21 protein-coding genes, 1 tRNA gene and 1 pseudogene are annotated in these 21628 nt (G+C 66.8%); 12 read left to right on the forward strand and 11 right to left on the reverse strand.

The features are described 5' to 3' along the window. Positions 1-451: 451 nt before the first annotated feature. Positions 452-1021: pseudogene (locus ACFZCY_RS11240) on the forward strand (ice-binding family protein); the annotation flags it as partial. A gap of 55 nt (positions 1022-1076) precedes the next feature. On the opposite strand, the gene ACFZCY_RS11245 reads toward ACFZCY_RS11240, so the two are convergent. After that, the gene (locus ACFZCY_RS11245) at positions 1077-1223 is read right to left on the reverse strand and encodes a hypothetical protein (protein WP_391172147.1); all 147 of its coding nucleotides are present in this window, start codon (positions 1221-1223) and stop codon (positions 1077-1079) included. Positions 1224-2021: 798 nt separating this feature from the next. Between ACFZCY_RS11245 and ACFZCY_RS11250 the strand changes: the two genes are divergently transcribed. Beyond that, positions 2022-2297, forward strand: coding sequence for a hypothetical protein (locus tag ACFZCY_RS11250; protein WP_391171264.1), 276 nt, complete (start codon positions 2022-2024; stop codon positions 2295-2297). 916 nt (positions 2298-3213) lie between these two features. Here the strand turns inward: ACFZCY_RS11250 and ACFZCY_RS11255 are convergent. Beyond that, the gene (locus tag ACFZCY_RS11255) at positions 3214-4986 is read right to left on the reverse strand and encodes a hypothetical protein (protein WP_391171266.1); all 1773 of its coding nucleotides are present in this window, start codon (positions 4984-4986) and stop codon (positions 3214-3216) included. 752 nt (positions 4987-5738) lie between these two features. Between ACFZCY_RS11255 and ACFZCY_RS11260 the strand changes: the two genes are divergently transcribed. Further along, positions 5739-6350 (forward strand): hypothetical protein, encoded by a 612-nt coding sequence (locus ACFZCY_RS11260; protein WP_391171268.1) that lies wholly within the window; start codon positions 5739-5741, stop codon positions 6348-6350. Between the two features lie 13 nt (positions 6351-6363). Here the strand turns inward: ACFZCY_RS11260 and ACFZCY_RS11265 are convergent, their stop codons facing one another. Continuing rightward, positions 6364-7152, reverse strand: a complete 789-nt coding sequence (locus ACFZCY_RS11265; RefSeq protein ID WP_391171270.1) for an SAVMC3_10250 family protein — start codon at positions 7150-7152, stop codon at positions 6364-6366. A gap of 36 nt (positions 7153-7188) precedes the next feature. Further along, a complete protein-coding gene (locus ACFZCY_RS11270) occupies positions 7189-7665 on the reverse strand; it encodes an NUDIX domain-containing protein (protein WP_391171272.1) in 477 nt (158 codons plus the stop codon). Positions 7666-7785: 120 nt separating this feature from the next. Between ACFZCY_RS11270 and ACFZCY_RS11275 the strand changes: the two genes are divergently transcribed. Both ACFZCY_RS11275 and ACFZCY_RS11280 read left to right on the forward strand, forming a co-directional pair. After that, positions 7786-8988, forward strand: coding sequence for a helix-turn-helix domain-containing protein (locus ACFZCY_RS11275; RefSeq protein ID WP_391171274.1), 1203 nt, complete (start codon positions 7786-7788; stop codon positions 8986-8988). A gap of 117 nt (positions 8989-9105) precedes the next feature. Then, positions 9106-9450: a DUF6415 family natural product biosynthesis protein gene (locus tag ACFZCY_RS11280; protein ID WP_391171276.1), complete on the forward strand. Its 345-nt coding sequence runs from the start codon at positions 9106-9108 to the stop codon at positions 9448-9450. Positions 9451-10721: 1271 nt separating this feature from the next. On the opposite strand, the gene ACFZCY_RS11285 is transcribed toward ACFZCY_RS11280, so the two are convergent. After that, positions 10722-11132: a GntR family transcriptional regulator gene (locus ACFZCY_RS11285; RefSeq protein WP_391171279.1), complete on the reverse strand. Its 411-nt coding sequence runs from the start codon at positions 11130-11132 to the stop codon at positions 10722-10724. A 179-nt stretch (positions 11133-11311) separates the two neighbouring features. On the opposite strand from ACFZCY_RS11285, the gene ACFZCY_RS11290 reads away from it, so the two are divergent. From ACFZCY_RS11290 to xerC, 7 genes are all read left to right on the forward strand, one after another. Then, positions 11312-11659, forward strand: a complete 348-nt coding sequence (locus ACFZCY_RS11290) for a hypothetical protein (RefSeq protein WP_391171281.1) — start codon at positions 11312-11314, stop codon at positions 11657-11659. Further along, a complete protein-coding gene (locus ACFZCY_RS11295) occupies positions 11656-11850 on the forward strand; it encodes a hypothetical protein (protein ID WP_391171283.1) in 195 nt (64 codons plus the stop codon). Before ACFZCY_RS11290 ends, ACFZCY_RS11295 begins: the two co-directional genes overlap by 4 nt. Beyond that, positions 11847-13238, forward strand: coding sequence for a cell division protein FtsK (locus ACFZCY_RS11300; protein ID WP_391171285.1), 1392 nt, complete (start codon positions 11847-11849; stop codon positions 13236-13238). The genes ACFZCY_RS11295 and ACFZCY_RS11300 overlap by 4 nt, the downstream gene beginning before the upstream one ends. A gap of 48 nt (positions 13239-13286) precedes the next feature. Continuing rightward, positions 13287-13949, forward strand: coding sequence for a DUF2637 domain-containing protein (locus tag ACFZCY_RS11305; protein WP_391171287.1), 663 nt, complete (start codon positions 13287-13289; stop codon positions 13947-13949). Between the two features lie 130 nt (positions 13950-14079). Continuing rightward, positions 14080-15546, forward strand: coding sequence for a replication initiator (locus ACFZCY_RS11310; RefSeq protein WP_391171288.1), 1467 nt, complete (start codon positions 14080-14082; stop codon positions 15544-15546). Positions 15547-15600: 54 nt separating this feature from the next. Then, entirely contained in the window at positions 15601-15810 is a 210-nt protein-coding gene (locus tag ACFZCY_RS11315; RefSeq protein WP_391171290.1) for an excisionase family DNA-binding protein, read from the forward strand. Continuing rightward, a complete protein-coding gene (gene xerC / locus ACFZCY_RS11320; RefSeq protein WP_391171292.1) occupies positions 15807-17039 on the forward strand; it encodes a tyrosine-type recombinase/integrase in 1233 nt (410 codons plus the stop codon). The genes ACFZCY_RS11315 and xerC overlap by 4 nt, the downstream gene beginning before the upstream one ends. 73 nt (positions 17040-17112) lie before the next feature. Here xerC and ACFZCY_RS11325 read toward each other — a convergent pair. From ACFZCY_RS11325 to glp, 6 genes are all read right to left on the reverse strand, one after another. Further along, a tRNA-Ala gene (locus ACFZCY_RS11325) sits at positions 17113-17186 on the reverse strand. Positions 17187-17261: 75 nt separating this feature from the next. Next, positions 17262-18443 carry a gephyrin-like molybdotransferase receptor GlpR gene (glpR, locus tag ACFZCY_RS11330; RefSeq protein WP_391171294.1) on the reverse strand — a complete coding sequence of 394 codons (1182 nt, stop codon included), beginning with the start codon at positions 18441-18443 and terminating at the stop codon, positions 17262-17264. A 142-nt stretch (positions 18444-18585) separates the two neighbouring features. Beyond that, positions 18586-19209 (reverse strand): GNAT family N-acetyltransferase, encoded by a 624-nt coding sequence (locus ACFZCY_RS11335; protein ID WP_391172123.1) that lies wholly within the window; start codon positions 19207-19209, stop codon positions 18586-18588. Continuing rightward, positions 19206-19751, reverse strand: coding sequence for a molybdenum cofactor synthesis domain-containing protein (locus ACFZCY_RS11340; protein WP_391171296.1), 546 nt, complete (start codon positions 19749-19751; stop codon positions 19206-19208). The genes ACFZCY_RS11335 and ACFZCY_RS11340 overlap by 4 nt, the downstream gene beginning before the upstream one ends. Then, positions 19748-20230 carry a cyclic pyranopterin monophosphate synthase MoaC gene (gene moaC / locus ACFZCY_RS11345; RefSeq protein ID WP_391171298.1) on the reverse strand — a complete coding sequence of 161 codons (483 nt, stop codon included), beginning with the start codon at positions 20228-20230 and terminating at the stop codon, positions 19748-19750. Before moaC ends, ACFZCY_RS11340 begins: the two co-directional genes overlap by 4 nt. Positions 20231-20292: 62 nt before the next feature. Beyond that, positions 20293-21627, reverse strand: coding sequence for a gephyrin-like molybdotransferase Glp (glp, locus tag ACFZCY_RS11350; RefSeq protein ID WP_391171299.1), 1335 nt, complete (start codon positions 21625-21627; stop codon positions 20293-20295). Position 21628 lies beyond the last annotated feature (1 nt).

Here is a 21628-nt window from a genome sequence, read left to right on the forward strand (position 1 = left end):
GGAATTCGTCACGCAGATGCGGTGATCAGCCCGTCGATGCCTCGCCTCAACCTGCCCGGCGACACACCAGAGCGAATGGATGAATTGCTCTTATCGTCCACTTAATTCACTCTTTCAGTTCTTTGGTGCTTTTTCATTCTTATGATGCTATTGATGTGCTTGGGTGAGTAACGGTACGTCACCACCTGCCGTGGGCAGCCGAACTGCGGTCCCCTGCTTGGGCGGCGCCCGCAGACGTCGATGCGCAGCAGGGGGCGGCTCTCGCCTGACCAGTACTCACGAGCGCGCTCGGGGTCCCCTGCCGGGGGCTGAGCTCAACCACGAGAAGAAGGGTCATGCCATGGCAGTGGACACCATGCGGTCCGCCCCACCAGGCAGAGGACGTAAACGCAATCGCATCAAGCGGGCCCTTGCCCTGCTCCCCGGAGTGGCATTGCTGGCGGCGGTCACCATGCACGGGAGCTCCGCGAGCGCCGCAGAAGCCCCCGTGCAGCTGGGCACTGCCACCAGTTACGCGGTCCTCGCCGGTTCAACAGTCACCAATACGATCACCCCCACCGTCATCAACGGCGACCTCGGGGTGAGCCCGGGCTCTGCGGTGACCGGCTTTCCGCCCGGAATCGTCAACGGGACGATTCACGCAGCCGACGCCCCCGCCGCTCAGGCGAAGTCCGATCTCACCATCGCCTACAACGACGCGGCCAGCCGGGGCCCCGGGGCCTCCGTCTCGGGCGATCTCGGCGGATCAACATTGACACCGGGCGTCTACACGTCATCGTCGTCGCTGGGGCTCACCGGGACAGTCACTCTCGACGCCCAGGGCGACCCTAACGCCGTCTTCATCATCCAGATGGCCTCGACTCTGACCACAGCATCAGCAAGCAACGTTCTGCTCGTCAACGGGGCCCAGGCATGCAATGTGTTCTGGCAGGTGGGCAGCTCCGCCACGCTCGGGACCAATTCCTTCTTCAAGGGCAACATCCTGGCCCTGACGTCCATCACGGTGCAGACCGGCGCGGTCATCGAAGGCCGGGCCCTCGCGCGTAATGGCGCGGTCACGCTGGACAACAACGTCATTACGAGGGCAGCCTGCGCCGTTGGTCCGCCTGGCCCGCCCGGTCCGCCCGGCGCGCCTGGAGCACCCGGTGCGCCTGGAGCACCCGGCGCCCCCGGAGCACCCGGAGCACCCGGAGCACCCGGCGCCCCCGGCCAACCTGGAGCACCCGGCCAACCTGGAGCAGCGGGACCCGCAGGACCGGCAGGACCGGCAGGAGCCGCTGGACCCACAGGTCAAGCCGGGCCCGCGGGACCGGCCGGACCGGCTGGACCGGCTGGACCTCCCGGACCTCCCGGGCCTCCCGGGCCCCCCGGACCGGGTGGTCCTGGAATCCCCTGCACTCCGGGCGACCACGACGGCCATGGCCACGGCCACGACAAGGACCACGGCCACGACCAGAACCACGACAAGGACCAGGACAGCGACTGCGATGGGCCGCCGCCGCTGTACGAAAGCCACGACGACGATTGCGCCCTCTTCAGGAGCGCGGCAGTGCGGGCTCATCGGACGTGCTAGTCCTGAAAAACCCGATCCCGTCATCGTAAGGAGTGAAGTGCAAGGAGCGGAGAGACGACGGCACTAAGCCTTCGCAGGTGCCACCGCCCGGTGCACCGCCCCTGTCCGCCGTTCGACGGCCTGGGCCCCCGGACACACCATCCGGGGGCCCAGCGATGCCCCCCAAACGCTGGGTGTGGTGCATGGGGAGATCGTCCAACCACCCTGAGTCCGGAGCAGAACTCCCCTGTGCTGCCTGGTTTCTGGCAACGGCAACACTGCACGGATCTCTCGCCGCTCTGATCACAGCTATCAGGAGCTTGCCGTGCCCCGGTTGCGGTTGTCCCAGCCCGGGGGCGGAGAGAGCCGTGAGTCCCCTCTAACGCGGCGACGCCGTACCGCCGACATTGCGAATCATGCGCTGGAGGATGGTGAGGTCGGCCGCATAATCCCTGTCTGCGATGCCTTCGTGGATCTCCGAGCGCACTTCGGCAACGAGGTTTTTGATCCGAACCTTGGCGTCTCGCCCAGCACCCGTGAGCCTCAGACGGTCGGCCTCGTCAGCGGCGAGCCATCCGCGGTGGAGGAGGCTGTCAACGGCGTGGCCCAGGTCTTCGGGACTCACCTCGTCGAGGAACGCGTCCAGTCAGGCGCAGACTTGCGCCCGTGTAAGGCCGTTCTCGGCGGCGTCGACATAGTTCAGTGTCCACCACTGCTGCTGGGTGACGTCTACGCCAGCCAATGAGCTGCGGACATGTTGGAGAAGCGCACGGGTGGTAGCCCATGTCCAATAGGCGACGGGCTGGGCAGCCAGGGCCGAGACATCAAGGTGTTCGGGTTCCGTTTCCATGACTGGACACGCTAGAAGTTGAACCTAAGTTGAGGTCAACGGTCGATCGACTTCGCCGACGGGACACACCGCTCTCCAGGTTGCGCAGGAAGGAGCAGGGAGCGGCCAAGCAAACGACCGGAGAGCTGTGGACGAACTCGGACTTCGTGTTCACCACCCGCTACGGAACCCCGATCGAGCCGCGCAACTTCAACCGCTCGTTCGCCGACCGGTCCTCCAAGCGGGCATCCGCCGGATACGGCTGCATGACACGCATCACGCCCGCGGGCCGCTGCTCGCCGCACTCGACGTGCACCCGCGCATCGCGATGCGGATCCTCTGGCACAGCAAGATCGGAAGCAGTCTGTACTTCGCTTCTGTACGGCACCAAAAAGCCCCCGCCAGGTTTCCCCGGCGGGGGCTTTGAGCTGCGGTGGACCTGAGGGGATTTGAACCCCTGACCCCCTCGATGCGAACTACGGGCGGGGCGGTCGCTGAGGTCTGCTGAGCTGGTCAGTCAGTCAGCTGGGGCCGATGTCGATCGACGGAAGTTGGGGTGGTTGCTGTACTTCCCTGCTGTACAGCATCTGCTGACCGCCACCTTAGGAGTTCAATCAACTGGCCGAACCGCCTAAACGCCAGGGGCATGGCTGGGTGAAGTGTGAGTCTCCAGGCGCGTCCAAGGGCTCCTCAAGCGTGGCGGCGTTGCCGTCAGAGACTGCCGTCACCGTCATCGTTTCCAGGCGCTGGCGTTACCAGCGAATGAGCGAGCGCCATGCAGCCATCACGGTCAAGCGAGATGCTCTAACCGGTCCGTCAAGAGCCCCACGAATCACAGGGCCGACTCCGATGCTTCAGGCCGGGAATTGCGATCTGCCCGCAACGAATCTGCAGGACCCTGGAACGAATAGGCCCCCAAAGGGGTATCCCTTTGGGCGAGCGTCCGGTTTAGGAGATCTTCCCTGCGCGTAGCAAGATTCTCTTTGCCCATTACAACATCATCGACGATTTCCATGAAGGCATCGCCGATCGGCGATGATATCTTGGATGCGGTATTGACTGACTCGGCTAGCAGCAGGATGGTGAGGGCGTCAAGGGAATGCCCCCGCGCCATGTGGATACTGTCCTCCGGGTCTACGTCGCCCGTTTGGATTTTCTCAAGAATTTCTCGTGCGCCATCGAAGCGGACATTCGCGTGCGCATGAGAGAACTCACCGAGGGCTTTGGTCAGAGCCCGGAGGCGATTCCAGCCAGCCGCTTTGACCCAATCTTTTGGAGTCGTATGCGGTGAAGCGGCCAGCTTTTCTGCTTTCTCTGGCTTCTCGGTCCATACTCTCATTCTGGCACTTTGCTCCAAGATGATGCGAAGTGCTGCTAGGGCACGGTCATCATCTTCGAGCCACAGCCAGTATGCAGAGCGGAGGGCGGAAGAGCACGAGGCGGCTGCATCACCAACGGGACTTCCCTTAAGCCACACTGAGAGAATTCCCGCCATCTCACCCGCGACCATGTACCGGAAGTCCCTGTTTTCCAGGTACTGGAAGTCTAGATTCCCTGTCCTTTCCTTCTCCATGGCAAACGCCTTCAGTGCCCACTTAACTGCTCTGGATCGGCGCTCATAGAAGTGCAAGTGGGTGAACTCGTCGTCGCTGTAGAGCCTCCCGGCAGGGCGCCTCCCCATCATTACTTCCGCGTGCGCTCTTGCCGCATCCTCCAGGCCAGCCACCACATCCGGCCGCAGGCCAGCCTTCGGCAACAGGGGCGCCATCGACAAGAAATTGGGCGCACCTGGGCCCGCATATCCCCTTTCGAAGGAGCTCGAGAGGATCTTAGCGGGAAGATCTATCTTGCCTTGTTCCTCTGCCAGGCTGGCCAGGCAGAGCCTGATTTGACGCAGGACCAGTGTGATGATGTCTGCGAGTTTTTCTGAGGCGTCTCTCAGGGCGGCTGGTGGTTCAGACTCAAGGACTTGACCAGCTTCCCAGCGCGCTAGCTCACTCCATGGTCCGCGTCCATGAAGGAATTCCGACATCGATTCCATCAGCTCAACTGGATACACCTCATGGTCCGGGCCGATGGCGATCGAGGGACCGCCTGACGAATGTTGCTCCGTCTCATCGTCCCATGCTTCATGAATTGCAGCTTCGGGATTTCTTATGACACGCCGAGCGAACGGGTAGTTATCGTGGCACTTGGCCCAGGCTCGCCCGGCGAAACTGGCTGCCGACTCACCGCTTTTATGCGTAACGCCGGTGTTGTAGGCGGCATTCTCAGCCCATCGTTCAAATTGGGACCGAAGGATCGCGGTAGCGCCCATGAATTGCCCGCAGAAGAGTAAGCGTGCTGCTGCGTAGACGCTGTCGGCTCCCCAAGCGAGATGATCTATCCAGTTGCCACCGTATGATGATGGTGGTCGATTTCGGGTAACGCCTAGCTGACGAAATGCGAAGTCAGTGTATCCGATAGAGAGCAAGGCGGACATGATGGGCTCGACGGCTTTCGCAGGCATGCTGTTTATGGCGAGCATGCGGGCATTATGGCGGGCGATCAGGGCTTCCAGTATGTACTTACTCCCCATTGCAGCCATTGCCTCATACTCGGCCACAGATGACCCGCGTTTGCTCGCACGACGTTGGGCTCGTCGCACATACCGTGAAGTCCTCTGAAGGCGGTCGGCTTCCGACTTCGGTGGTTCACGCAACTCTCGCCTGCGTCGACTGGCTCTTCCCATAGGTCCCCCTCTGCGGCAACGCGACAACTTCGCATGATGCCGCACGGCTTCATCCAACTCCTACTGGTTTGAGGTATCTGATGCCGCACCAGCAAGCCATCAGGCGTCCCGATGCGGGTCCCGACCCTCTGACCTCAAGGCATGCTTGAGCCACGGCGAAGGAGTCCGCCCGGTCGGTCCCTTGATCCATAAGTTCGGACAGAGCCTTGGTGGCGCTCCGAACCAGTCCCTGCACTGACCTGCCTGAACACTCCCTCTACCTATCCGCTGAGCGCTTCACGGTCCGCCAGGGGTGCGTAGCGTCATCCATACGATTCAACAGGCAACGGCACCACTGCTAGACCTCTTGATCCGTAGGTTCGGGCATGGCGCTGGCGCGAGCCTCGGTAGCGGTCTGATCTGGTGCTCGGGGATGGCCGCTGAACGGGCCTCATGTGCCGTCGTTGCCGTCAGGGTTGCCGTCAGTCGATTGGCCTTGAGTGGAGCTTGACTCGCGTGATTGTGGCCCGCACAACAGCCGTGGTGTCGCCGACCACCAACGCAGCGAGGCCGTTGAAGTCCGCAGGTCTTCCCATCTGCGGATTGCCAGCCTTGTCTCGCAGACGGATCCGCATCATGCTACAGACATGTCTGACGACGCTATTTCTCAGCTGCTGAACATCTTGCCCGCTCTACTCGCATTAACGTTCGGAGCTCGCATCGGTTACGTGCTCGCGAATCGAGGGACGGCGAGAGATATAGAAATGATTGAACGCCACTTCGAGAACGGCTTAGCACTGACCAAGCAGCAACATGATATGCAACTCGAAGCTGACCGACGCAGGCGCATACGAGAGGAAATGAAGGAGAATTACGACAGCCTCGCCATATGGCTTCACGAGCTTGAGCGGACATTTGACGAGATTAGAGCAGGGGCACTTTCCTCAAATGGCGACACAAAGAGAAAAGCGACCGCGATAATCGACCAGAGGCCTTGGGAAGTCGTCAACACACCGACGGAGATGGCTTCATGCAAGTTCTACTGGAGCGCCGACACACGAAAGATCCTACGTAAATTCCTCGGCCCATATGCCAAGTTCATTAGTCAAGCCCGCTCCATGATGGAGAAAAACAGCGAATCCGACAGAGAGCAGCACATTACCTTCGACATGGAACTCTGGCAGTCTCACGACGAATTGATCTCCTTGATCAATGAAGTAAGAGATCAGATGAGATCCGACTTGGAGGAATTAAAGTGAGCAACAAACTCAATTAGACTCTCGATCGCCGACGAGCGGCCAAGCGGAATCGCCGCCAGGGGCCATTGGCACGCTGGGGTGGTACCTCAACATATAAAGGAGACGCCACAACGAGGCGATGGGTCCAATGAGGGCTATCGATATCCATGAGAACGATGGCATGTCCGCGCATCCGAGGTCTTTCACCCGCAGGATACTCGCGTGATATCCAGCCATGGACCCCAAAGGCTGCCTGCTCACGCGCGCGTTCACCGCCTCGATTCGGGAGTATTTCTGTAAGGAACTCTGGAATCACATGTACCCCAGCTCGCTCCCGTTGTTCCAACTCAATTATTAAGTCATGCAACCAAGTAGTGTCGGAGCCCATTCTCCCTGGGGAGAGGTCTCGGCTGCGCAGATGCTGAATAGATCCACAAAGAAGAAGTCCCATGTTGCGAGGCTGCCCCGACTCGCCAGCAGGAACATCACCAGCGAATAGCGCCACGTCCGCTGGCGGGCACCCTCCGTCCTCGTAAACAACACTTTGAGCCAAGCCCAAATCGAAACGAATCCAGCGATTTGGCTGTAGATTGAAGTCCGTTAAGTCTGCCGGATCATGCAGCTTCTCGACCTTCTTAACCCCTCTCATTAATTCATCGATCGATGCCCGTCCTGCCGATTCCTCACTTCGGGACCGCGATGCAGTTAAATCAATGACTGGAGGGATCTTGAGCGTCCCACCGGCGCTGGATTGAGTGATTACACGCGCAATTCCAAGGCGCCCATAGAGTTTCTGCTCAGAGAGGTATAAGAGTTCGGTCACTGCTTTCTCCTGTCGACTGGGCGAGGGTTGACTGGATCACTCAGCGGGAAGTTCACCGTGCTCAAGGTAGACTGGATGGCCCTGAATGCGCGCTGTGACCGCCTGCTTTACTCGTCGAGCCAGACGCGAGATCAGAATTTGGTTGAGATCTTCCACCGAGTGGTATTCAGCGGCCAGCAGTTCGTCAGAGGCGAGCTTGATCGACGCTGCCGTGTCCGGGCTCAGCTCTCCACCGTCGAACAGGTACAGGACCTTGTCCCCCTCGGCCTCGTTCGGTGCCCAGTCGACCACGAGTAGCGAGCCGATGGGCGGCGTGATCCCTAGCTCCTCCTTGACCTCGCGACGGCACGCGGTCAGAGGCGATTCCCCCGTCTCGATGTAGCCGCCGGGGATCTCCCACATCGGCTTGTACGAGGGCCGGACCAGCAGTACCCGGCCCTGGCCGTCGAAGAACAAGGCGCCTGCTGCCATGCGCGGCCGTGCCATCCGCTGTACCTGCTCGTTCTCGGACATGCCGCGAGCCTACTGGCCGTGGTTCCGAAGCTCTGGGGCTGGTGTGGCCATCTACCAGGGGCGTAGCTCAGCGTGTGACACTCGGCTGACCAGAGTGAGGGGATCAAAACGGTGCGTGGCATGACTGACCGCCGTCCGTTCGGCAAGCGCGTGAAGTTCTACCGCGAGCGTCGCGGCCTCCATCAATGGCAGCTCGGCGAACTGCTCAATCGCTCCGAAGACTGGGTGTACCGGGTCGAGGCCGGAACCATCCCGGTGAACAACGTCAAGATGCTGGCGGACCTGGCGGACGCCCTCCGGGTCCACGTGGAAGATCTGCAAGGGGCCCCGACGCTCCTGGACGACAACGAAGACCACGCGGGCAGCGTGCCCGCCATCCGCGCCGCTCTCATGCAGTCCCGGCGGCTGGCCGGTGCCCTCTACGACGCCCGCGAACCGCTCCGCCTGGAGCGGCTCACCGTAGAAGTCAACGATGCCTGGGACCTGTACCAGCACGCCCAGTACGCGAAGCTGGCCTCGTGCCTTCCCTCACTGCTGGCGGACGCGCGCGTGGCCACGCAGGAGCATTTCGCCGGGAAGGACAGAGCCGAGGCTCTGAGGCTGTTCGCTCTGACATGCCATGTCACAGCGGCCTTCCTACGCAAGCTGGGTGAGACCAACCTCGCCTGGACGGCTGCGGATCAGGGAGATGTCGCCGCCAGCGCGTCAGGGGACCTGACCGCCATCGTCGCGCTCCGTCGGTGCGTCGCACACGTCCAGCTCGGTGCCGGGCTGGCGGCGGAAGCAGTGAGCGTCACGCAGGATGCTGCCGATGACTTGCCCAAGGGCTGGTGGGAGACATCACCCGTCGCGCTGTCCCTCTACGGGACGCTTCTGCTTAACGGGTCTGTTGCGGCGGCACGGCTGCGTGACCGCCCTTTGGCTGACCGCATGATCGATAAGGCTCAGCAGGCAGCCGATCGGCTCGGTGGCGACGCCAACGAGATGTGGACCTCCTTCGGTCCGTCCAACGTCGAGATTCACCGCCTGGCGCTGGCGCTGGAGTTCGAAGACGTGCAACTGGCCGTCGACATAGCCCCAAAGGTGAAGCCCGCCGGGCTCCCACTGGAGCGGCGAGCGCGGGCGCGTCTCGACGTCGCCCGGGCGTATGGGGAGGCCGGAAGGACAGACGATGCAATCGATCACCTGAAGCGTGCTTACAAGAACGCACCCGAGCAGATGCGGGCCCATGGGTTCGCCCGCGACCTGGCACGTCGGCTGTACAAGCGCAGTCCGCGACGCGACGTGCGCGAACTCGCGTTGGGGCTCGGTGCGCTCGATTAGGCGCTGACTTCTCGACATCGCGGGGTGGACCCGGAATTTTTCTCCGGGTCCACCCCGTGTTTGGTTCCTACGGTTTCCTCATCCAAGCCCGCCTGAGCCTGGGGAGGTTACCCACCCGTGGATGTTGACCAGGTAGACGTAGACAAGATCGCGGAGACGATCGCCCGCGCCTTGGTCAAGCGGACGGTGCTGCCCCCGTACGAGGAACTGAGTCACCTGCACAAGATGCTGCTGGAGCACGTCAAGACACTGATGCCGCTGGCAGAGAAGCAGATCGACAGGCTGAACCGGGGCACCGTGGCTTGGTACGAGAAGCGCAGCAGGTTAAACACCATCCCCCACGAGATGGCCCAGGGTCTTGGCTCCGGCTTGAAGTCGGCCGATTGGCATGTGCGGAGCATGGGCTACACGTGTCAGTTCCTGCTCGACAACGCCGGGCTCGCTCGGGAGCGCGACCGGTGATCTGAATACCGGGCGGGAGCTGCTGCCCGTGGGAAGGACCCGCAGCTTCCGCCCTCAAGCCCTCTGGGCGTGGTGACTGTGCGGCGGACATCGCCCCGTTCGCCACTGCGCGGATGTCACCCACCACGCCCCGGAGGGCGGCGGACACTGCACCGTCCGCTGTCAGCGGTCCGGCTCCCGTTCTCGCTCTAACCCGTTCCGCGGGAAGGGAGTCGGACCGCGCACCACAACCGCACAAGCAAACCGGACCACCCCTCAAACCCTGGCAGGCGTGGGGTGGTCCGGTGGAGAGTCCCTGATCAGGACCCCGGTGCCGATGGTACCGGGGACGTCGTCGTGCCCGCTTCGGCACCGCCTTGCCCCGGATGAGTCCAGGTGAAGAAAGGGACGGTGACACGTGCGAGGCACGCACGGCGAGGTGGGTTCGACGCTGGCCATGCGCGATGCGTCTACGACACGCTGCCCAGACACAGCGATACAGGCACCGACGCGGAGCGACCACGACGGGCCGAGCCACCGCGCGGCAGCAGCTGCTCCCCGCCCGCCACATCCGGGGAAGCACGTCTGCTCACGCGGCCGCATGCGTGACGGCGGCAGTACGGCGGCCGGCCACATCGAGCCGGGGACGACGACCGACGTGCCCCATGCCCGGGCTCCCCTCCCTCGCTGCTGGCCGTTCCTACGCGCACAACAGCGAGGGCCGCAGTCGGCGGACGGCTGGCCATGTAAGCCGCCTCGCGTAGCCGCCCGTCGATGGCTGGCCGGTTGGGCGCGTGGTCCTGGTCGCGCCGCTGCTTCTGCGTGTCCGCTGCGATCGGCGGGGCGTACGGGCTCGGCTGTTGCCGGTGCTGACTGCGTCTGGTGGTGCGCTGCTGCGGGGTGGCGCGCTGAGTGGCCCGGGGGCGCCGCTGAGCGGGGCGGTAGACAGGAGCGGGCGGCGGCCACGGGCCGCCAGCGCGCGCGGCCCGCGCAAGCGGGCCGCCTTGATCACAGTAAGGAAACTCTGAACAGCTCATCTATGCCGCCTCGGCCGCCCGCTGCGGACGCGCGGATCAGAGGCGAGAGCCACGCGTGGCCAACGCCACAGGGTGCGGATGTCCCCAGGAAGCTCGGAATTCCGGCTTGGGACAGGTGAGCAGGCATAAGCGACGCGAACGGGGTGGCAATGAACGACCAGGAGTCGGCGGAGATTCGGGCTCGCCTTGCCGAACTCGACCAGAAAATTGCCCTGCTGGAGGAGCTAGCCAGACGGGTCGCCGAGAACCTGGCCGCTAGTCCTTCTTCTGACGCTCGGTGAGGCTGGCGAGCTGCTGGAAAACCCCCATGAGGTCGTCAACCTTCGCGGTGAGGGTGTCCAGGCGTTCGGATAGCTCCAGGTATTCAGCGCTGGGCATCTGCCGGTGCCCCACCGGCTCGCCTGCCCCCGGAGCCTCGCTGGGCTCTGGGGGCAGGGGGTCAACCACGAAGTTGCCCCGGCCCGGGGTGGAGTAGATCAGCTCCTCGTCGCGTAGAACGCGGAGTGCAGACCGCGCGGTCATGTTCGCGATGTCGTACTTGGCTTCGAGCTCGCGGGAGGACGGGACCCGTTCGCCCGGCTTGATGCGGCCAGAGCGGATCTGCTGGCGCAGTTCGTCGGCGACCAGCCGGTAAGGCGGAGTGTGGGTGTCCCTCGGCAGGCTCATAGCCCGAGGGTAGCCCGCTAAGCCCACCCATCGCACTAGAACACCTGTTGCCTTCTCGTATCCGAAGTGCGCTAGCTCGCACGCATCATTGGTGAGCTATGTGCTTGACGCGCTAGCTCACTTAGTGCACTGTTGATCGGGCCGCAACGAGCGGCTGTAGATCGAAAGGGAGCAAAGGCATGGCTATGACCCGTATCCGCGTGGGGCTGCTGCCCTCGACGATGTTCATCGCTGGCACCGCCCCGGTGCCGAAGATCAAGGACCCGGAGTCCGGGACCCTCGCCACCGACCGCGACACCGGCGAGTTCCTGCACACCCTGACCGTCTTCCTCATGGAGGAGGGCCGGGCGGAGCAGATGAAGCTCACCGTGCCGGAGAGCGGTCTGCCGGACGGTCTCCAGCCGGGCACCCCGGTGCGAGTGACGGACCTGTTCGCCACCCCGTGGGCGCGCATCTTCAACGGCCAGCTGTCCGAGGGCGTGGCCTACCGGGCGGCGAAGGTAGAGCTTGCGGCGGTGGCCCAGTGACGCCCGCTCCCGAACGGTCCTACCCGGTCGCCCCGGAGAGCGAGGACCACGATTCGCGCTTCACCAACGGCCTGGCCCTGGACGTGGCCGAGGTGATCGAAGCGCACGGCTACCCCAAGTTCACCTCCGGCCGTGACCTGCTGGAACTGCGCATATCCCTCTACCGATTCCTCTACAAGGACGCACTGTGACCATTCAGGAAGTCATTGGGTCTGCCCCGGCTCTGGCCGGGGTGGCCCTGGCCCCGGTCCTCGTATGGGCCCTGTGGTGGCTGGTGCGCTATGTGCGTGCCGACGCGATGACGCGGGCCAGCATCCGGCAGGCCATACGCGTCCGCCGTGGCTGGCGGCGACTGGCTCCGATGGCCGGACTGTCGGTGACCGACAAGACCCCTCCGGCCGTGATCGTGGCGCCAGACGGGAAGGTGCCCAAGCCCAAGATCCTCATCCCAAAGATCGAGGTCACCGCCGACCGGTACGGGGTGCTGGTGCGCGCGGTGTGCCTGCCCAAGGTCAGCCTTGCGGAGTTCCAGCGGGCGGCCCCCTACCTGGCCGACGCCTGGCGCTGCACACGAGTCTCGGTCCTCCCCGACAAGCCGGGGCAGCTGGTCATCCGTGGCGTGCGTGTTGACCCACTGGTCGTCCGCACTGAGCACACTCCCACCGGCAGGGTGCCAGAGGAGCTGGCGGTGTGGCATCTGGGGCTGGACGAGTACGCACAGCAGGTGAGCGTCAGCCTGTCCGACGTGCCCGGCGTCACCGTGGCCGGGCTGCCCGGCTTCGGTAAGACGTCCCTGGTGAACCGCTTCATCTGCGATACGGCGCCCTCGGCGGCGATTCAGTACGCGGTGGCCGACGGCAAGGTGACCTCATCCCATGAGGGCGACTACGCCGACCTGGCGCAGCGGGCGTTCGCGTTCGTCGGCGATGACCTCACGGAGGCGAACGCGTTGTTCAAGCGGTTGGTGAAGCTGCGGCGGGGCCGCTCGGCGTCCGTCCGTGCCCTGCTGGGCGTGAAGAACATGTGGCACGTTGGGCCCTCCGCCTCCTGGCCGTTGACCGTGCTCATCGTGGATGAGGCGCACACGTACTTCCGTGACTACAAGGGGTCGGACCCGCAGACCAAGAAGCTCGCCGCGTTGGCGGCCGAGAACGCGCGGCTGGTTGAGGACCTGGTGAAGAAGGGCCGGAGCGTCGGAATCCTGGTGATCATCGCGACGCAGAAGGCGACCGGGGATGCCATTCCCACCTTCATCCGGGACGTGTGCCCGGTCGGCATGTCCTTCGCGCAGAAGACCGCTGAGGCGGCCGTGGTCGCGCTGGGGGAGGACATCCGCAACTGGCCGGACGCCAACCCAACCGCTCTCCAGGACCCGGCCTACGTCGGCGTGGCCTCCATGGCCCACCAGGGGCGTCCCGGCTTCACCCGCATCCGCACCCCCTACGTCGCCGACGACGACGCGGCTCGCATCGCCACCGACACCGCCCACCTGACCCGCGACCCCGCCGAACTCCTCGAAGAACTGTCCGCCTCCCTCCTGTGGACCGAGACCCCGATCCCAAAGTGGGAAGCGGCCTGACTCGCCCTCGCTCGATCATCCCGACACCCGGAAGGAGGTGAATCCCCCATGTCTGAGGACCGGATCACTCAGCGCACCGTGACCGTGGTCATGGGCATCATCGCGGCCCTGGCCTTCGTCTTCTCCTTCGGCAACGTCTGGGCCTTGGCCCTCCGCCTCGGCGTCCCCAGCCCGATCGCTCCGCTGATCGCCCCCATGGTGGACCTGTCCGTTGTCGGCCTCCTGGTAGCCCTGCGCTACCTGTCCCTGCGCGGCGTCCCCGCCGAGCAGATCAAGGCCGCTACCCGGCTGATGCACCTGTCCGGGCTGCTGACCCTGGCCCTCAACATCGCCGAACCCATCGTCGCCGAGCACTACGGCCGCGCCGCCGTGGACGCGGTCGCTCCGCTCCTCCTGCTGGGCTGGGGAGCAGTTGGTCCGCAGCTCCTGCGCCACTTCCACGCCGTGGCTCACACCGCCCCGGCTGAGACCGCCCCGGCTCCCGAGCCTGAGCCCGTTCCGACCCCCGAACCAGTAGCGACCCCAGTCACGCCCAAGCCGGACATGTCTCCGGCGGTCGCCGTGCCCGCGCCGCTGCTGAAGGCGGCCCGCACCATCGCCGACACTCACAAGGCCGAACACGGCGAGCCCATCACTGCGGCCCAGCTCCGGACCCGCCTCGGCGTCGCGCTGCCCCTGGCCACCGCCGCACACGCCCAGCTCTCCGCCTGATCCCCCCGCCGGCCGTTCCGGCAACCCAGACCCCCAGCCCCCACCGGGCTCGGTCCGCCATGCCCCGAGCAGCACCCCTCCCCTGGCCTGGTGCTGCTCGGGGCCCTCTCCCCCGAAAGGACGCGTCACCGTGAAAGCCCCCCTGGACCTGCGCCACGTGGCAAGCCTGGCCCTGCGGGACCTCATCCACCTCGCCCACCACCCCAACTTCGACCGCATCCACGACCAGATCAACCGAATCCGCGGTTGCACCCGGCCCGTGCAGCTCGTCGGCTCCACTGAGACCCGGGACGCGGCGACGGACACCGTGCTCCGCTCGTACAGCACCGCCGACGAACCCACCGGACGCCTGCTGACCGCCTGCGGCAACCGCCGCTCTTCCCGCTGCCCGTCCTGCTCACGCCTGTACGCAGCCGACACCTACCACCTGATCCGGGCCGGACTCTCCGGCGGCAAGAACGTGCCGGACACCGTCCGCACCCACCCGCGCCTGTTCGTTACCCTCACGGCGCCGTCCTTCGGGCCGGTTCACAACCGGCTCACCACCGATGCGGGCGAGAACCTGGCCTGCCGCTGCGGCGAACGCCACGGCCCCGATGACCCCGCGTTGGGCACGCCGTTGTCCCCGGCCACCTACGACTACGCCGGAGCCGTGCTGTGGAACGCCCACGCCGGAGCCCTGTGGGCCCGCTTCACCACCTACCTGCGCCGCGAACTGGCCGCCCACCTCGGCATCACCCAGAAAGCGCTGAAAGCAGCCGTGCGCGTCTCCTTCGCCAAGGTTGCCGAGTACCAGCAGCGCGGCCTGGTCCACTTCCACGCCGTGATCCGCCTCGACGGCCCCGAAGGCAGCAACCAGCCTCCACCCCAGTGGGCCACCGCTGACGCGCTCACCCACGCGGTCAAGGAAGCGCGTGAACGCGCCGTGCTCACCGTGGCCTCCGGCGCCATCGGCGAACGCGAACTCACCTGGGGCGATCAGATCGACATCCGCGAAATCGCGGCCCTGGGGGACGGCGAACTGACCGATCAGAAGGTAGCCGCCTACGTCGCCAAGTACGCCACCAAGAGCGCCGAGGACTCCGGCACCGTGGATCACTCCCTGCGCTGTACCCACTGCGCCGGACGCGGCTACCAGCGCGGGCCGGACGGCTTCCGGGACCTGTGCGACCACTGCGACGGCACCGGCCAGTCCGAGCCCATCGCAGATCTGCGCGTGCACCGCCACGTCCGCCAGATGATCCGCACCGCCTGGAACCTCGGACACCTCCCGGAATTCGCGGACCTAAAGCTCTGGAAGTGGGCCCACATGCTCGGCTTCCGGGGCCACTTCTCCAGCAAATCCCGCCGCTACTCCACCACCCTCGGCGCGCTCCGCGACATCCGCCGCAACTGGCGCACCCAGCAAGCCCGCGCCGCCGCCGACGACCGGCCCGAGCTGGACGACGAGACCACCCTCGTCGTCTCCCACTGGCAATACCTGACCTCCGGATACCGCCCCGGCGAAGAACTCCTCGCCGCCCAGGTACGCCACGACCTGGCCCAAGCCCGAGACGAAACCGCACGCCGCAAGACAGAAGGAGACCCCTGGCTGTGACCGTCCCCAAGGTCATGACCGCCCCTCCCCCGGCACGGAAGGAAAACGCACCGGATGACCACGACCGCGATACCGCGCAAGTGGCACACCACGGCCGAGGTCGCCGACATGCTCGGCTTCGGCCTCTCCAAGACCAAGATGCTCGTCCTGACCGGTGAGATCCGTTCGGTCAAGATCGGCCGCAACCGCCGCATCCTCCCGGACTGGGTGGACGAGTACGTCAACCGTTGCGTCCAGGACGAGACCGAGAGGTGGTCCGCATGAGCGGCAAGCGCGGAAACGGAGAGGGGTCCATCTACCCCTACAAGAACGGCTTCGCCGCGTACGCCTGGGTCACCACCCCGGACGGCAGGAAGAAGCGCAAGTACGTCTATGGCAAGACGCGCACCGAGGTTCACGACAAGTGGATCAAGCTCCACACGGAAGCGAAGAAGGGGCCTGTCGCCACCAGTGTGCCGACACTTGAGCAGTACCTCGCGTACTGGCTGCGGGAGGTCGTGGAGCCTGATCTGAAGCCCAAGACGGCCGAGACCTACGCGATGCACGTCCGGCTCTACATCGCGCCCGGCCTCGGCCAGAAGCGCATCGACAAGCTCACCGTGCGGGACATCCGGACGTGGGTCAACGATCTGCTCGAACAGTGCCAGTGCTGTGCCCAGGGCAAGGATGCCCGGCGCGAAGAGCCGCGTTGCTGCGCGGTCGGCCGGTGCTGCGATCGGGCCCCGTCCCGCCGTACGGTCCAGGACGCCCGTGCCGTCCTGCGTTCCGCGCTCACCAACGCCATGACGGAAGAGCTGATTTCGAAGAACGTCGCGGGCCTGGTCAAGGTGCGGTCCGCCCGGAAGGTCAAGCGTGACCCCTGGTCCGTGGAGGAGGCCCGGAAGTTCCTCGAAGCAGCCAGCGCCGCCCGTGATCCGCTCTACGCGGCGTGGGTGCTGGTCCTGGTCCTCGGGTTCCGACGCGGTGAAGTGCTCGGGCTCACCTGGCAGGGCGTCAACTTGGATGCCGGGGAGGTCACGGTGCAGCTTCAGCTTCAACGCATCCGTCGGCGTCTGGTGCATGACGAGACCAAGACCGAAGCTTCAACGGCCACCCTGCCGCTTCCCGATATCTGCGTCGCCGCTCTCCAGGTGCGCAGGAAGGAGCAGGAAGCGGCCAAGCAAACGGCCGGAGAGCTGTGGACGGACTCGGACTTCGTGTTCACCACCCGCTACGGAACCCCGATCGAGCCGCGCAACTTCAACCGCTCGTTCGCCGACCGGTCCTCCAAGGCGGGCATCCGTCGGATCCGGCTGCATGACACGCGTCACACCTGCGGGTCGCTGCTCGCCGCACTCGACGTGCACCCGCGCATCGCGATGCAGATCCTCCGGCACAGCAAGATCGCGGTGACCATGGAGATCTACACGCACGTCCCGTCCGAGGCCACCCGCAAGGCGCTGCGGAGGCTCGGCAAGCACCTGGGCAAGCAAGATCGGAAGAGTCGGAAGTAGTTGCTGTACTTCGCTGCTGTACGGCACCAAAAAGCCCCCGCCAGGTTTCCCCGGCGGGGGCTTTGAGCTGCGGTGGACCTGAGGGGATTTGAACCCCTGACCCCCTCGATGCGAACGAGGTGCGCTACCAGTCTGCGCCACAGGCCCTTGCAACGAGTGAAACTCTAGCATCCCCTGCGGGGTGCTTGGAAATCCGTTCCCCGCTGGTCAATGGAGTGCACGTCACTCGTTGGCGGCGCGGGGCCGGTCCTCGTCCGCGTACTGGTCGAAGAGGGGGGTGCGGCCGCGCTCCCGGGAAGCGCGGGACGGGGCCGTGGAGCCGTGGCCGGCGCCGGGCTCGGCGGGCGGCGCCGGGTCCTGGGCCGGGACGGGGTCGACGGTGCTGGAGCGGGCGGAGCTCCAGGCGTCGGGGGCGGCCAGGTCGACGCTGCCGGTCGCGCGGGGGGCGACGGGCGCCGTGACGTACGTCGGCAGCGGGACCGGCACCGGCTCCCAGCCCTCCCCGGCGGCCGGACCGCGCTCACGCTCGCGCTCCTGGTCCACCCACTCCGCGTGATCGGTCTGTTCGACCAGGGCACGGCGCCCGGCCGCGTGCGCGGACGCGGCCGGAGCGGCGGCGGGCTCGGCCTCGGCGGGGGCAGGCGGGTCGGCGGGGCCGTCATCGGCGGCGGGCCCGTCGGCGGGCGGATGGGTGCGCGGGCGGCGCTCCCGCAGCCGCTGCGCGGCCTGCTCGGCGCGGCGCTGGTCCATGGTGAAGATGAAGCGGCGGCGCTCCTGGGCGCGCAGATAGGCGATGTACGCGCTGAGCAGTATGGCCGGGAGGGCCGGGGCCCATAGCAAGGCGAGTCCGCCGACCGCCGCGACGACCGCGCCGAGAGTGAAGGCGACGAAGAGGATCACGGTGGTGCGGCGACGGCGCGCAAGCACCCGCGCGCGCCGCCCGCGATCCAGCGCGCTGCCCCCGGTCGGGGCGGCCGGGGCCGCGGCCACCTCGTCCACCGGCGGCGCGTCCGGACCCGCGGGAGCGGGCGCGAGCAAGGTCACGGGTTCGGCGAAGGCCCGGACGTCGACCGCGTCGGTGACGGCTTCCGGGTCGGCCGAGTAGCGCTCCGGACCCGCGGAGCGCTCGGGGTCGGCGGAGCGACCCCCGGCGTCGGGGGCGTCCGCGTCCTGCGCGGTGCGTACCGCCAGGTCATCCGGGGTCCCCGGGCGCTCTCGGTCCTCTAGCCCCTTGGCGTAACGGCGCTCCATGCCCGCCCTTCCGGACAGCAGCCGGATGGCGGTGCTGAAGCGTTCCGTCGGACGGGCCTCATTGAGCTCGTCCTGCCTACGGAGCCACATCGGCACCAAATAGGCGGCCCAGGCCCCGACGATGACTGCGTAGATGAGGCCACTGCTGCTCACGCTCACACGGTAGAGGGGTCCGCATGAGGCCATCCGCCAATTGGCGCGGTGTGTCGCACGATCTGGCTGATATCTCGAAAGTTTTTTGTGATTGTTGGGATGACCAGGCTGGGAATGTGCCCAATGTAATCGAACAAAGTTTTTATTTCTGCGATGCCCCTGGTCGGGTCCGGTGCCACCGGGCGAGCAGTCCCTCGGACAGCTCCTCCACGGTGAGCGCGAAGACCAGATGGTCGCGCCATGCGCCGTCGATGTGCAGATAGCGCGGCCGCAGCCCCTCCTCGCGGAATCCGAGTTTCTCCACCACCCGGCGGCTCGGCAGGTTCTCCGGCCGGATGCACACCTCGATGCGGTGCAGCCCGACGACGCGGAAGCAGTGGTCGGCCGCGAGCGCGACCGCGGTCGGCATGACGCCGCGGCCGGCCACCGCCTGATCGACCCAGTAGCCGATATGGCCCGAGCACATCGAGCCCCAGGTGATCCCGGCGACCGTCAACTGCCCGGCCAGCCGCCCCTGGTACTCGATGACGAACGGCAGCATCCGCCCGGCGTGCGCCTCGGCGCGCAGATGGCGCACCATCTGCCGGTAGGTGGGCCGCTGGGTGAGGGGGCCGCCGGGCGCGGGCGGCGGGATGGTCGCCTCCCAGGGCCGCAGCCATTCCCGGTTCCGCTGGTTGACCTCGCGCCAGGCGCGCTGGTCGCGCAGCTTTATGGGGCGCAGGATCGTGTCACCGTCCGCCAGCACGACCGGCCAGGGCGCGTTCAGCTCGCGCTCCCTGCGGGACCGGTGGCATCGGCGGGCCGGGGGTGGTCGCCGCCGTGGATCTGGTCGACCGCGTGCACCAGGAGCCGCCCGAGCACCGCGAGACCGTCGCGGACGCCTCCGGTCGAGCCGGGCAGGTTGACGATCAGGGTCGTTCCGGCGACCCCGGCCAGCCCCCGGGAGAGCGCCGCGGTGGGCACCTTGGCGAGCCCTTCGGCGCGGATGGCCTCCGCGATGCCGGGGATCTCGTAGTCCAGCACCCGGCGGGTGGCCTCGGGGGTGCGGTCCATCGGAGTGAGGCCGGTGCCGCCGGTGGACACCACGACGTCGTACGAGGCGGCCACCGCGTCCCGCAGCGCGCTCTCCACCGGGTCGCCGTCGGGCACCACGCGCGGGCCGTCGACCGCGAAGCCGAGCGTGGTCAGCCCCTCGGCGATCAGCGGGCCGCCCTTGTCCGGGTAGACCCCGGCGGCGGCGCGGTTGGAGGCGGTGACGACCAGGGCGCGGTACCGCGGCGCGCCGCCCGGGGCGGTGGGGGCGGTCATTCCCGGCTCCAGTCGCCGGACTTCCCGCCCGTTTTCTCCTCCACCCGTACGTCGGTGATGACCGCGCCCTTGTCGACGGCCTTGACCATGTCGATCACCGTCAGGGCCGCGACCGAGACCGCCGTCAGGGCCTCCATCTCGACTCCCGTGCGGTCGGTGGTCTTCACGGTCGCGGTGATCTCGATCGCGTCGTCGGCGACCGTGAGGTCGACCTTCACGCCCGACACGGCGAGCGGATGGCACAGCGGGATCAGGTCCGGGGTGCGTTTGGCGCCCATGATGCCCGCGATCCGGGCGGTCGCGAGGGCGTCGCCCTTGGGGACGCCCTCGCCGCGGAGCAGTTCGACGACGCGCGGCGCGACGAGCACACGGCCGCTCGCGCGGGCGGTGCGCGCGGTGACGTCCTTGGCCGAGACGTCGACCATGCGCGCCGCGCCCGCCGGGTCGATATGGGTGAGATGGTCCTGGGCGCTGCTCATCGTTCTCCCGGTCCGGGCCAGGTGGCTCTGTGCGACGACACCGTACCCGCCGTAGGCCCCGGCTAGGCGAGAAGGACGACGTCCACCTCGGCCCCCGGCGCGACCTCGGCCACCTCCTCGGGGATCACGATCAGCGCGTTGGCCCGGGCCAGGGCCTTGATCAGATGCGATCCGGAGCCGCCCACCGGGGCGACCGTGCCCGCCTCGCCCGCCACCGCCGACGGCTCGTACCAGCCCCGCAGGAACTGGCGCCGCCCCTCCGGCGAGGACGCGATCCCGTCCGGGCAGACCGCCCGCACGGTGGTGCGGTGGACCGGGCCCGCGCCCAGCATGGTGCGGATCACCGGCCGGACGAACAGCTCGAAGGAGACGTAGGAGCTGACCGGGTTGCCGGGGAGGGCGAGCAGCGGGGCCCGGTCGGGGCCGACGCGCCCGAAGCCCTGGGGCTTGCCGGGCTGCATGGCCAGGGTCCGGAACTCGACCTCGTGCATCGCCTCCTTGACCACGTCGTACGCGCCGACGCTGACGCCGCCACTGGTGACGACGATGTCGGCGCGGCTCAGCTGGTCCTCGACGGTGGCGCGCAGCGTCTCGGCGTCGTCGGCGACCGCGCCCACCCGGTAGGCGATCGCCCCGGCCTCCTGGGCGGCGGCGGTGAGCTGGTAGCTGTTGGAGTCGTAGATGCGGCCGGGGCCCGTCTCCTCACCGGGCTGGACCAGCTCGCTGCCGGTGGACAGGACCACGACGCGGGGCCGCGGCCGGACCCTGACCGTGGCGCGGCCGATCGCGGCCAGCAGCCCGATCTGCGTCGCCCCGAGGACCGTACCGGCGCTCAGCGCCAGCTCCCCCGCCCCCGCGTCGCTGCCCCGTGTGCGCACGTGCTGCCCGTCCCGGACCGGCCGGAAGACCCGCACCAGGCCGCTGCCGCCGCGCGGATCCGTACTGCGGGCGGGCATGCCGCTGACGGGCCCGTTGTCCAGGCCGCCGTCGGTCCACTCGACCGGGACGACGGCCTGGCCGCCGGGCGGCAGCGGCGCGCCGGTCATGATGCGGGCGGCCTCGCCCGGGCCGACGGCGGGCAGCTCGCCGCTGCCCGCCGCGATGTCCCCGACGACCGTCAGCACCGCGGGGTGCTCCCCCGTCGCCGCCCCGACATCGGCCGTGCGGACCGCGTAGCCGTCCATCGCGCTGTTGTCGAAGGGCGGGAGGGCTGCGGGCACGGTGACGTCCTCGACCAGGACGCAGCCCAGGGCGTCCAGCAGCTGCAACTCGATGGGGTCCAGCGGGTGGATGTGCCCGAGGATGTCGTCGAGGTGCTCGGCGACCGACCAGACCCGGTGACGGTCCCGGCCCTCGCCCGTGCCCTGATCGGCGGCCCGTGCCGCGGTGCTGCTCAAA

The organism is Streptomyces sp. NPDC007983, assembly GCF_042958345.1.
Classification (GTDB): Bacteria; Actinomycetota; Actinomycetes; order Streptomycetales; family Streptomycetaceae; genus Streptomyces.

Bases quoted from the DNA above. Each gene is read 5' to 3' on its own strand.
- ACFZCY_RS11290 (WP_391171281.1), top strand. From the start codon at position 11,312: ATGGCTATGACCCGTATCCGCGTGGGGCTGCTGCCCTCGACGATGTTC.
- ACFZCY_RS11305 (WP_391171287.1), top strand. From the start codon at position 13,287: ATGTCTGAGGACCGGATCACTCAGCGCACCGTGACCGTGGTCATGGGC.
- ACFZCY_RS11270 (WP_391171272.1), bottom strand. From the start codon at position 7,665: ATGTCCGAGAACGAGCAGGTACAGCGGATGGCACGGCCGCGCATGGCA.
- ACFZCY_RS11260 (WP_391171268.1), top strand. From the start codon at position 5,739: ATGTCTGACGACGCTATTTCTCAGCTGCTGAACATCTTGCCCGCTCTA.
- ACFZCY_RS11285 (WP_391171279.1), bottom strand. From the start codon at position 11,132: ATGAGCCTGCCGAGGGACACCCACACTCCGCCTTACCGGCTGGTCGCC.
- ACFZCY_RS11315 (WP_391171290.1), top strand. From the start codon at position 15,601: ATGACCACGACCGCGATACCGCGCAAGTGGCACACCACGGCCGAGGTC.
- ACFZCY_RS11340 (WP_391171296.1), bottom strand. From the start codon at position 19,751: ATGACCGCCCCCACCGCCCCGGGCGGCGCGCCGCGGTACCGCGCCCTG.
- xerC (WP_391171292.1), top strand. From the start codon at position 15,807: ATGAGCGGCAAGCGCGGAAACGGAGAGGGGTCCATCTACCCCTACAAG.
- moaC (WP_391171298.1), bottom strand. From the start codon at position 20,230: ATGAGCAGCGCCCAGGACCATCTCACCCATATCGACCCGGCGGGCGCG.
- ACFZCY_RS11275 (WP_391171274.1), top strand. From the start codon at position 7,786: ATGACTGACCGCCGTCCGTTCGGCAAGCGCGTGAAGTTCTACCGCGAG.